The following is an 11779-nucleotide window of genomic DNA, read 5'->3' on the forward strand; positions in this document are numbered from 1 at the left end:
ATTACCACGTGCTGGAAGCGGATAACGCCCAGACCGCCCACGCCATCGCCCTGGATCGCAAGCCCGACCTGATCCTCCTCGACTGGATGATGCCCGGTACCAGCGGCATCGAACTGGCACGCCGACTCAAGCGCGAGGAGGCGACCGCCGAGATGCCGATCATTCTGCTCACCGCCAAGGGTGAGGAGGATAACAAGGTCCAGGGACTGGAAGCCGGCGCCGACGACTACATCACCAAGCCGTTCTCGCCGCGCGAACTGGTGGCGAGGCTCAAGGCAGTGCTGCGGCGCGCCACGCCGCCCGGCATCGAAGAGGCCGTGGAGGTCGAGGGGCTGCGCCTCGATCCCTCCAGCCATCGCGTGACCTCCCACGGCGGTGCGCTGGAGATCGGCCCCACCGAATACCGTCTGCTGCAGTTCTTCATGACCCATCAGGAGCGCGCCTACACCCGTAGCCAGTTGCTCGATCAGGTCTGGGGCGGCAATGTGTACGTGGAGGAGCGCACCGTCGATGTCCACATTCGCCGACTGCGCAAATCCCTGGGTGACGGGCACCAGCATCTGATCCAGACCGTGCGCGGCACCGGGTATCGCTTCTCGATCAGGGAGTAATTCGCGGCGTGCGCTACTGGATCAATGAACTGTGGCGCCTTGGCTACCTGCTCTTCGGGCTCGGCGCCATGGGCCTGCTGCTGGGCGAGTTCTTCGGCAGCCTCTTCGCCGGGCTGGGCTGGGGCGTCGCTGCCGGCCTCGGGCTCTACGTCTTTCTGCACCTGCGCCACGTGCGCCTGCTCTACATCTGGCTGCTGCGCCATCCACGCGAGGCGCCGCCGCCAGGTACCGGCGTGTGGGGCGATCTGTTCGATCGCCTCTACAGCTATCAGAAGGCCCAGAGCCAGCTTCAGCAGCGGCTACGCGACATCCTGCGCCGAATTCAGGACTCCTGCGAGGCGATGCGTGACAGCGTCGTCATGCTCGATCCACAGGGCGATCTCGACTGGTGGAACAGCGCGGCCAGCGAGATGCTCGGTCTCAAGGCCGATCACGATCGCGGTCAGCCGCTCACCAACTATCTACGCGATCCACGTTTCATCGACTATTTCGAGGCCGGCGACTATCGCGAACCGCTGCTGCTGCCGTCGCCGATCCACGATAACCGCATGCTGCAGTTCCAGCTCACGCTTTACGGCGACAACGAGCGTCTGGTCATGGCCCGTGACATCACCCGTCTGCATCAGCTCGAGATGATGCGGCGCGATTTCGTTGCCAATGTGTCCCACGAGCTGCGCACGCCGCTGACCGTGCTGGCCGGCTATCTCGAAACCTACTCGGACAACGCCGATATGCTGCCCGAGCGCTGGCAGCGCGGCTTCAATCAGATGCAGGCGCAGACCACGCGCATGCAGAATCTGGTCGAAGATCTGCTGCTGCTCTCGCGTCTGGAGATCGACACGCCGGATGCGGACAGCGACCCGGTCGATGTGCCGGCGCTGCTCGAGAGCATCGTCGAGGACGCTCGCGGGCTCAGCGGCGGACGCCAGACCCTGCTGCTGGAAGTCGACGAGCCGCGACGCTTGCTGGCCAACACCAAGGAGATCCGCAGCGCCATCTCCAACCTGGCGTTCAACGCCGTACGCTACACGCCGGCGGGCAGCACCATCGTGCTGCGCTGGAAGTCCTGGCACGACGGCGCCGCCATCGAGGTCGAAGATGACGGCGAAGGTTTCGACCCGGTGCACATTCCACGCCTCACCGAACGCTTCTACCGTATCGACAAGGGGCGCAGCGCCGCCACCGGTGGTACCGGGCTGGGCCTGGCCATCGTCAAGCACGTGATGCTGCGCCACGGTGCCAAGCTGGATATCGTCAGCCGCCCTGGCAAGGGCGCCCGCTTTCGCTGCGCGTTTCCCTTATCTCGCCTGCAGGTGTCGCCGCTGTCCGGCACCGACGACCTCTGACGACGCCCGCCACTCGCGTCGCATCGATGTTTTTCCTCCCTACCCTCAATTCCTTGGCGCCCCTGGCCGATAGATAAAATCTAAATTCAACGATCTAAACCTCTAGATCATCGACCTGTCCCGGGACAAAGGACGCCTTACTCATGACGATGCGGCAGAAACTCTGGTTTACCGTCGGGCTGATGTGGCTCGGCATGATACTGGTGGTGGGCTGGATGGCGCTGGAGAAGCGCGACACCCTGATGGAACAGCGCGTCAACGGCCTGAAGAGCTTCGTCGGCAGCGCCCAGACGCTGGTCGAACGCTACGTCAAGCGCGCCGAGGATGGCGAATTCTCGGTCGAGGAGGCCAAGAATCGCGTACGCCGCAACCTCTCTGCGCTCGATCTCGACGGTAGCTACGTCTACGCCTTCGATGGTGATCTGCATCTCACCTACCATCCGAAGCGCGAGATCGGCACCGACATGAGCAATTTCCGCGACGACAACGGCGACTACTTCTATCGCAATCTCAAGGCGCTCGCGGACGACCCGAACGACGGTACGTTGAAGTACGACTCCACCGACGACGACGGCAACAACGTGTCGCGTATCAACTACGTGCGTTACGTGCCCGAATGGGACTGGTATCTCGCCTCCAACGTCTACGTCACCGACATTCAGCAGGCGTTCTGGGCCAGTGTGCTGAAGATGGGGCTGATCGTGCTGGCGATCGGGCTGGCAGTGACCGCCGTCATGGCCTGGGTGATCCGCAACGTGATCGCCGATCTCGGCGGCGACCCTCGCGAGGCCCGCGACCGGGTCAGACAGATCGCCGAGGGCGACCTGACCACGCCGCTGGCCGTCAAGGCCGGGGACGATCGCAGCCTGCTCAGCGCCATCGAAGGCATGCGTGCGCACCTTGCCGAGTCGATGACCAATATCCGCCAGGCCTCGACGACCATCACGGTCGGCGTCGGCCAGATTCACAACGGCAACCAGGATCTCGCGTCGCGTACCGACCAGCAGGCGGCCTCCATCGGCGAAACCGCCTCGAGCATGGAAGAGCTGACCCAGACCGTGCGCCAGAATGCCGACAACGCCCGCCAGGCCAGCGGCCTGGCCGGCGAGGCGCGCACCACGGCAAAAGAGGGCGGCGACATGATGGATCAGGTCGTCACCACCATGCAGGGCATCACCGACAGCTCGCGTCAGGTCACTGAGATCGTCGGCGTGATCGACTCGATCGCCTTCCAGACCAACATTCTGGCGCTGAATGCATCCGTGGAAGCGGCACGCGCCGGCGAGCAGGGCCGCGGCTTCGCCGTCGTCGCCAACGAGGTGCGTACGTTGGCCAGTCGCAGCGCCGATGCCTCCCGCGAGATTCGCGAGCTGATCGACGCCTCCAACCGCAAGATCGGCGCCGGCTCCGAGATCGTCTCTCACGCTGGCGAGACCATTCGTCGCGTGGTCGACTCGGTGGCTCGCATGACCGATCTGATCGAGGAGATCTCGGTCGCCTCGAGCGAGCAGTCCAACGGTATCGATCAGGTCAACGAAGCGATCGTGCAGATGGATCAGGTAACCCAGCAGAACGCCTCGCTGGTGCAGGAAGCGACCACAGCCGCCGCCACGCTCAACGAGCAGGTCGCAACGCTGGAGCGCGCGCTGGCCGGTTTCAAGGTCGCTGGCGTGGAGTACGACGACATGATGTCGCGTTACAGCCAGCCGACGCACAAGCCGACGCCGCAGCTGACCGCGAGCGCGCCGACCCGACCCGCCGCTACCCGCGCGGCGACGACCAACGATAACGACGACTGGGAGTCTTTCTAGGCGGCTCCCATCCAAAGGGTAGCCGTGCGAGCGGTACGCATCGAACGCACACTGCGACCACGGGACGGCTTCGGCCGTCCCGTTTGCTTACGCCTACTATCGAGTTAATGTGGCCACTCCAATCGCTGCGAAGTGACCCGACATGGTGTCTGCGATGTCGTTATTCCCCGAGCGCCGACCGCTCGCCGCCGTGGCTTTTCTGGCCCGCTACCCAACTCGCGTTCTGACCCTGTTTCTGATCCTCGCTGCGGTGCTCGTCGTCGCGACTTCCGCCGCCGCCGAATCGATTCCCGTCACGTTCCCCGCGAAGGCCCAGCAGGGATCGATGGTCATCGGCCGCGTGCCACCCGGCAGCCGGGTCACGGTTGCCGGGCGCGAGCTGCGCGTGACCGACTATGGCACGGTCGTGTTCGGCGTCGGCCGTGATGCGAGCGGTGCACAGCGCGTCGACGTGATTACGCCAGCCGGCGAGAAGCTCAGGGTTTCGGTGACCATCACGCCGCGCGAATGGCCGATCGAGCGCATCGACGGTGTGCCGCCGAAAACCGTTTCGCCACCGGCGGAGATCGCCGCGCGTATCGCCCGCGAGCAGGCTGCGGTCAGCGCCGAGCGCACGCGAAACGACGACCGGATCGGCTTCACTCAGGCCTTCATCTGGCCCGTCGAGGGGCGCATCAGCGGGCGTTTTGGCAATCAGAGAATCTATAATGGCACGCCGGGGTCGGCACACTCGGGCATGGACATCGCCGCGGCCGAAGGCACGCCGGTCAAGGCGCCGGCCAGCGGCGTGATCACCTTTGCCGATGATCTCTACCTCACCGGCGGTACGGTGCTGCTCGATCACGGTTACGGAATCAGTTCGAATTTTCTGCATCTGTCGCACATCGACGTGGCCGTGGGCGATAGCGTCGAACAGGGGCAGACGATCGGCACCGTCGGGTCGACCGGGCGCGCCACCGGGCCGCACCTGCACTGGGGCATGAACTGGTTCGACACGCGGATCGACCCGCTGCTGGTGCTCGAGCGAACTCGCTGAACCGGCAGTGACCGGTCGCTCAGGCGCTCTCGCGCTTCCAGTAGCCGGTGACGAGATGCTGGCCCTTGTCGAGGGAGAACTCCTTCTTGAGCCGCTTGCGCAGGCGCTGGCTCACCTCCGCCTCGCCGGCAAACCAGACGAACAGGTCCTCCCGCGCTGCGGGCATCGCTTCGATCACGGCTGACGCGAGCTGCTCGCTCGGGGCATGACCGCGACAGCGATGACGCCAATTGATTCGGCAGTGAGCCGGCACCGAAAGCGCCAGCTCGTCGACCGGAGACTCCACCTCGAGCCAGGCTTCGACGGTAGCCGTCGCCGGCAGCGTTTCGAGCAATCGAGAAATGGCCGGCAGCGCCGTTTCGTCGCCCGCCAGCAGATAGCGCGACGCGGGCGCCACGCCGCGTCCATAGGGGCCGGCCATGCCGCACAGATCGCCAGGCCGGGCGCGGCGCGCGAAATCGCCACCCGGCCCGGGTGCCTCGTGCAGCAGAAAATCGATCTCGACCTCGCCACGCGCCACGTCCAGGCGACGAATCGTGTAATAGCGAACCTCGGCGCGCTGGTCTTCGGGCGGCCAGTAGGTCCCCCCTTCCGCGGTCGGGCGCGGCCACTGCGGCTGCGTGATGCCTTGCGGCGGCAGGTGCAGGCGCACATGCCATTCGTCGGGCTGGTCGAAGCGAGACAGATCCTCTCCGGCGAGTGTCAGACGCCGCATGCTGGGCGACAGATCCTCGACCGCCGTGACCCGCATCTCGCGGAAATTCGCAAATGTCGGCGCGGCAACGACATCGCCATGCCAGTGCAGCGGCAGTGCGTTGTCACCGGCAAACAGCGACACGTAATACTCGATGATGCCACGCAGCGTCTCCAGGTCGTCGCGATTCTCACCCCGCGCCTCCATGTGAAGCCCGACGCGAATGCTCCTGAATTTCGCCGTCCCGCCCGGTAGCTCGACCGTCATCTCCTGCTCGCCGCTCGTATAGGCGACATCGTATTCATCCAGAAAGCTTTTCAGGCGCAATTGAAAATCGTTTACATCGGTAAGCGTCAAAGTGGCATCGCAGCGCTGAGCAGTCATCGAGAAAAACCGTGTTGCAAGATGGGATACGAGAAGATCGAAAGGTGCTGAGGGCGCGATCCAACTGAGCGTTATCGGCCAGCGCTTAGCGTGTCGGATGCGAGGCCAGAATGCAAGATGCCCCGCCCGGCAGCGCCGGACGGGGCATCTCGAAGCATCGCACCTATCAGGCGGTGGCTTCGGCGTAGCGGCGGTTGACTTCATCCCAGTTGATGACGTCATAGAAGGCCGCGATGTAGTCAGGACGCTTGTTCTGATACTTCAGATAGTAGGCGTGCTCCCAGACGTCCAGACCGAGGATCGGCGTGTTGCCTTCCATCAGCGGGCTGTCCTGGTTCAGCGTGTTGATGACCTTGAGTTTCTTCTCCGGCGTGACGACAAGCCATGCCCAGCCGCTGCCGAAACGGCCGGTCGCTGCGGTCTTGAAGGCATCCTTGAAGCTGTCATAACCGCCCAGCTCGGAGGCGATCGCTTCGCCAACCTTGCCGGTCGGCTCACCGCCGCCGTCCTTGGACATGACGGTCCAGAACAGGGAGTGGTTGGCATGACCGCCGCCGTTGTTGATGACGGCCTGGCGCTTGTCCTGCGGTACCTTGTCGATGTCGGCCATCAGCTTGTCGACCGGCACGTCTTCCATGCCGGTGCCTTCCAGCGCGGCGTTGAGATTGTTGACGTAGGTCTGATGGTGACGCGTGTGGTGGATCTCCATCGTCATCGCATCGATCTTGGGTTCCAGCGCGTCGTAGGCGTACGGCAGTGACGGTAGTTCGTGAGCCATGATCAAACTCCCTTTCGTGAAGGAGGCATTGCCCGAGGTTGGGCGCCTCGCGAGTGAATCTAACACTGTGGTGAATCAAATTAGTGAGCAACGCAATGGAGTGTCAAGCGGGCCGAACGGCTCTGAAGCACTGGCGTTCTCGCGTATCACCTTGATATTCGCCGGATTTTGCCAAAGTCGATCGGGTTGGAACCCACGCCGGTCGCGGCTCACTAATCCGAACGCTATCCATTAGATGGCGTGCCTGGCGGACGCTTTCAACCCCTGTTGAGCTCGATCTCGCTCAATGCCTCGTCGGCAGCGTGAGCGAACGATAGTAGCGCTCCCACAGCATGACACCGCCGGCAACGCCACCGGGAAGCAGAATCAGGTTGAGCACCGGGACCCAGGTCGCCAGCGACATGCCGGCACCGTAGGTCAGCGTTGGCCACCAGCGGGCGCGCAGGCGACGCCGCATCTCGGTGAAGCCGACCTGGTTGTTGTCCATCGGATAATCCAGGTACTGCACGGCCATCATCCAGGCGGAGAAGAGCGCCCAAAGAAACGGCGTGATCAAATTGAGACCGGGCACGAAGCCGAGCAGAAACAGTACGGCCATGCGCGGCAAGAGATAGCCCAGCTTGACCAGTTCCCGTCCCAGCGCGTCGACACCGGCCTTGACCCAGCCCCGCTCGTCGCTCGGCGGACGTCCGGTCAGCCGCGTCTCGACCTTCTCGGCGAGAAAGCCGTAGAAGGGCGCGGCGATGAGGTTGGACACCAGCGTGAAGGTGAAGAAGACGATCAGGATCAGCGCCACGACCAGCAGCGGCCAGATCAGCCACTCGAGCCACTCGAGCCAGCTCGGCACCTGCGCCATGCCGTAGTCGAGCCAGCCACCGAAGTTGTCGATCAGATAGACTATCGCACCGCCATAGAGCAGGAAATTGACGATGACGGGACCGATGACGAAGCGACGCAGCCCGGGTTCGAACACCAGCCGCGTGCCGTTGGCGATCGCTTGAAGGGAGTAGATCATGCGAAATCCGCTAGCCAGACAGTGCGTGCGAGGCTAACACAGTCCGGCTGGCGGCGGTGGGGAAAGCGCCGAGTCAGCGCTTGCCGCTCTGGCGCAGGGCTTCGTGATCCAGATCGTCGATCGGGGTATGGCGGATATCGCGTCCCTTGACCAGATAGATGACGTGTTCGGCGAGATTGTCGGCATGATCGCCGATACGCTCGAGTGCGCGCAGCACCGTCATCACGCTCAGAACGCCGCCGATGGAGCGCGAGTCTTCCATCATCACCGTCGCCAGCGAGCGCATGGCGGTGGTGTACTCGGCATCCACCGAGGCGTCTTCCTGAACCACCTTGAGCGCCAGATCGGTATCGAAGCGTGCGAAGCCGGTCAGGGCGTCGCGCAGCATGTTGCGCACGTGCTCGCTGATGTGGCGAATCTCGACGCTGCCCTGGGGAATGCGCCCGGCATCGATCAGATCGATCGCGGTGCGAGCGATCTTGTTGGCCTCGTCGCCCATGCGCTCGAGGTCGTTGGTCGCGCGAATCACGGCGATGACCAAGCGCAGATCGGACGCCGCCGGCTGGCGCCGCGCCAGAATGCGCACGCACTCCTCGTCGATCCTGAGCTGCATCTCGTTGACGCTGGCGTCGTTGTCGCGCACGCGAGCGGCCAGCTTGCCGTCACCTTCGAGCAGCGCCGAGAGCGCTTCCTGAAGCTGCTTCTCGACCAGTCCGCCCATCGCCATCAGCTGTGTCTTGAGCGTTTCCAGATCCTGATTGTACTGCTGGGAAATATGCTGACTGTGGGTATCGCTGGTGATATCCATGACTGACTCCGGCGGCGTGGCGGTGACTGAGTCCGATCTTATCCAATGCGACTCATCGCACGATCATGACACAACATTGTGTCATTTCGATGACGTCGCCCCATCTTGCGAAAACGTCTATTTCGCGAGAGTGCCTGGCCGGAGGCGAAGGCGGGGGTCAGAGCGGCGTCAGCTTCGCGAACCCCAGCACCAGCCACTTGTCGCCCTCGCCTTCGAAGCTGACGTGAACGCGCGCGCGGGCGCCCTCACCTTCGGCATCGAGAATCACCCCTTCACCGAACAGCGGGTGACTGACGCGCTGGCCGAGCGAAAGCGACGGCAGATCGTCTCCGCCTTCGACGCTCGACTGCCGAGATAGGCCGGTCGACGGTCGCGACGTCACCGGCCGCGAAACCTGACCGCGCAGACGGACTTCCTCGAGCAGCTCTTCCGGAACCTCGCGCAGGAATCGCGACGGTCGCGCCAGCGTCTCGCGGCCATGCAGACGACGAATCTCGGCATAGGTCAAATAGAGCTTGCGCATGGCTCGCGTCATGCCGACATAACAAAGTCGGCGCTCTTCCTCGAGCCGCCCCGGCTCCTCCAGCGACATCTTGTGCGGGAACAGCCCCTCCTCGATACCGGCGACGAACACCACCGGAAACTCCAGCCCCTTGGCCGAGTGCAGCGTCATCATCTGCACGCAGTCTTCGAACTCGTCGGCTTCATGGTCGCCGGCGTTGAGTGCCGCCTCGGCCAGAAACGGCTCCAGCGCCGCGGCACCCTCGCCGGCCTCCTGCAGATCGACCGGGTTGCCCTCGCTCTGCGAAAACGCCCGCGCGGCGTTGACCAGCTCCTCGAGGTTCTCGACCCGAGCCTGGCCTTTCTCGCCCTTTTCGCTGCGATGATGCTCGATCAGTCCCGATATCTGAATCGTATGATCGATGATTTCGTGCAGCGCCATGCCGGCAGTGTCGTTGTCGAGCCGCTCGATCAGCTCGGCGAAGGCGTTGACCGCGTTGCCGGCGCGCCCCTTGAGCGTGGCGTCGCTCAGGCTGTCGTGCAGCGCCTGCCACAGCGACACATTGGTGTCGCGGGCGCGGGCGCGAAGAATCTCGACCGTGCGCGTGCCGATGCCGCGAGCCGGCACATTGATCACACGCTCCAGGGAGGCGTCGTCTTCGCGATTGAGCAGCAGGCGCAGGTAGGCCAGCGCGTTCTTGATCTCGAGACGTTCGTAGAACCGCTGCCCGCCGTAGATACGGTAGGGCACGCCGCTTCTGATCAGCGCCTCCTCGATCACGCGGGACTGAGCATTGGAACGGTAGAGGATCGCCATCTCGCGTCGAGAGAAGCCGTTGCGCGCCTGCTCGTTGACGGTATCGACGATGAAGCGCGCCTCGTCGAGGTCGTTGAACCCGGCGTAGACCGAAATCTTGTCGCCGGTGTCGCCCTCGGTCCACAGCTCCTTGCCCATGCGACCGCTGTTCTGGCTGATCAGCGCGTTGGCGGCATCGAGGATGACACTGGTGGAGCGATAGTTCTGCTCCAGACGCACGGTCTGGGTATTGGCGAATTCGCTCTCGAAGCGACGGATATTCTCGACCTTGGCGCCGCGCCAGCCGTAGATCGACTGGTCGTCGTCGCCGACCACGGTCATCGCGGCATGATTGTCATCGCTCTCGCTACCGGCGAGTAGCTTGAGCCAGGCGTACTGTAGCGTGTTGGTATCCTGGAACTCGTCGACGAGAATATGCCCGAAACGATCGCGGTAGTGCTTGAGCAGCGCCGGGTTGTCGCGCAGAAGCTCGAGACTTCGTAACAGCAGCTCGCCGAAGTCGACCAACCCACCGCGCTCGCAGGTCAGCTGATAGAGCTCGTAGAGCTCGACCATCTTCGCCATGTAGGCGTCGCCGTGAGTCGGCACCTGCTGCGGGCGCAGCCCCTCCTCCTTGCAGCCGCCGATGAAGTACTGCACCTGCTTGGGCGGCCAGCGCTCATCGTCGACGTTGTGATCGCGCAGCAGCCGCTTGACCAGACGCAGCTGATCGTCGCTGTCGATGATCTGAAAGTGCTGCGGCAGACGGGCGTCGTGCCAGTGGGTGCGCAGCAAACGGTGAGCGATGGAGTGAAAGGTACCGACCCACAGGCTGCGCATCGAAACGCCCTGCAGCGCTTCGAGACGTGTGCGCATCTCGCGCGCGGCCTTGTTGGTGAAGGTCACCGCGAGGATGGCGTAAGGGGAGACGCCTTCGGCCTGCAGCAGCCAGGCGATGCGATGCACCAGGACTCGGGTCTTGCCCGAGCCCGCACCGGCCAGCACCAGCATGTTGCCGGGCGGCGCGGCCACCGCCTCGCGCTGATTGGCGTTGAGAGAATCGATTAATGCCGAGACTTCATCCATGGGAACCGTGCGCTGGCCTGCTGAAAAAGTGACGCGCCAGCTTAACACAGCCCGCCGAAACCATCGGTTTCACCCGGCTGGCGCCGGCGAGACGAGGCCCGAGGGGCGTCTCAGCGCTTGGGCGCCGCGGCATCTTCGGCGGCGGCGCGGATGGCCGCATCCTGCGGGCGCTCCAGATCGGAGGGCGTCTGAGAACCCGCCGCCTGCTGCTTCTCGTCGAGAGCCGCGCCCTTGGAGGTCGTCGCCTTGGCGCTCGTGTCCGTGGCGTTCGTATCTTGGGCAGTCGCCTTGGGCTGAGCGGTCTTCGCGTCGCGCTCGGTGGCATCGCTCGAGCCAGCAGCCGAGGTGTCGGTTTCGGCTTCGCCCTTGGCAGCCGCGGCGGCCGGTGTTCTCTTCTCGGCTTTCTCGGCGCCCTCGTCGGCAGTCGAGAGATCCTGCGTAATCGCTTCGGGCTTGGGCGGCGGCTCGATAACGGTCTCGTGATGCATGTCGGCGAGCTTCTCGGCGCCCTTGGCGACGTGCTGATACATCTCACGATAGTCGTCGACCATGCGCGTCATGGTCGCGGAGACCTGCTGGAAGTGATCGCGCACCTCATCCTTGTAGGCCTTGTGCTCGCGATGGAGCTCGCGCATCGGCTCGGTGTTGTGGCCACCGAGCTTGGTGCCCAGCCAGTAACCGATCAGCAGGCAGACAGCCCCCACTGCCACCACGATCGCAATCCAGGGACCCACGCCAAGACTCTCCATAACTCCGCCGCCTCTCGAAATATCGATGAATGTTTTATGTGTCGGTGCGCTGCCGAAGCGGGTTAGCGGCCCGCCGGGCTTGAGATGCACGCTCGAATAGACCGGCCATCCGGTCACCGAGTTCCTTCGCGCGTTCCCCACCTAATCATAGTTCAGCCCCGCTC

Annotated in this window: 10 protein-coding genes; 4 read left to right on the forward strand and 6 right to left on the reverse strand. The window is 63.9% G+C overall.

Annotation, left to right across the window (positions count from 1 at the left end):
• From phoB to IE125_RS05025, 4 genes are all read left to right on the forward strand, one after another.
• Nucleotides 1–611: phosphate regulon transcriptional regulator PhoB (gene phoB, locus IE125_RS05010; RefSeq protein ID WP_189443536.1), on the forward strand; the 611-nt coding region annotated here is incomplete at its 5' end.
• Between the two features lie 8 nt (nt 612–619).
• Nucleotides 620–1957 carry a phosphate regulon sensor histidine kinase PhoR gene (gene phoR / locus IE125_RS05015; protein ID WP_189443537.1) on the forward strand — a complete coding sequence of 446 codons (1338 nt, stop codon included), beginning with the start codon at nt 620–622 and terminating at the stop codon, nt 1955–1957.
• Nucleotides 1958–2100: 143 nt separating this feature from the next.
• Nucleotides 2101–3768: a methyl-accepting chemotaxis protein gene (locus IE125_RS05020; RefSeq protein WP_229808930.1), complete on the forward strand. Its 1668-nt coding sequence runs from the start codon at nt 2101–2103 to the stop codon at nt 3766–3768.
• Between the two features lie 154 nt (nt 3769–3922).
• On the forward strand, nt 3923–4804 hold the full coding sequence (locus tag IE125_RS05025) for a M23 family metallopeptidase (protein ID WP_189443538.1): 882 nt from the start codon (nt 3923–3925) through the stop codon (nt 4802–4804).
• A 19-nt stretch (nt 4805–4823) separates the two neighbouring features.
• Here IE125_RS05025 and IE125_RS05030 read toward each other — a convergent pair whose 3' ends face one another.
• The 6 genes from IE125_RS05030 to IE125_RS05055 form a co-directional block, all read right to left on the reverse strand.
• Nucleotides 4824–5825, reverse strand: a complete 1002-nt coding sequence (locus tag IE125_RS05030) for a siderophore-interacting protein (RefSeq protein WP_189443539.1) — start codon at nt 5823–5825, stop codon at nt 4824–4826.
• Nucleotides 5826–6048: 223 nt separating this feature from the next.
• On the reverse strand, nt 6049–6660 hold the full coding sequence (locus IE125_RS05035; RefSeq protein WP_229808931.1) for a superoxide dismutase: 612 nt from the start codon (nt 6658–6660) through the stop codon (nt 6049–6051).
• Nucleotides 6661–6943: 283 nt separating this feature from the next.
• Nucleotides 6944–7675 carry a sulfate transporter CysZ gene (cysZ, locus tag IE125_RS05040; RefSeq protein ID WP_189443540.1) on the reverse strand — a complete coding sequence of 244 codons (732 nt, stop codon included), beginning with the start codon at nt 7673–7675 and terminating at the stop codon, nt 6944–6946.
• 73 nt (nt 7676–7748) lie between these two features.
• Nucleotides 7749–8483, reverse strand: a complete 735-nt coding sequence (gene phoU, locus IE125_RS05045) for a phosphate signaling complex protein PhoU (protein ID WP_189443541.1) — start codon at nt 8481–8483, stop codon at nt 7749–7751.
• A 157-nt stretch (nt 8484–8640) separates the two neighbouring features.
• Complete coding sequence (gene uvrD / locus IE125_RS05050; RefSeq protein WP_189443542.1) at nt 8641–10866, reverse strand: DNA helicase II; 2226 nt, start codon at nt 10864–10866, stop codon at nt 8641–8643.
• A gap of 110 nt (nt 10867–10976) precedes the next feature.
• Nucleotides 10977–11600, reverse strand: coding sequence for a ZapG family protein (locus tag IE125_RS05055; protein ID WP_189443543.1), 624 nt, complete (start codon nt 11598–11600; stop codon nt 10977–10979).
• Between the last annotated feature and the right edge of the window lie 179 nt (nt 11601–11779).

The sequence above is a fragment of the Salinicola rhizosphaerae genome, from assembly GCF_014652715.1.
Lineage (GTDB): Bacteria > Pseudomonadota > Gammaproteobacteria > Pseudomonadales > Halomonadaceae > Salinicola > Salinicola rhizosphaerae.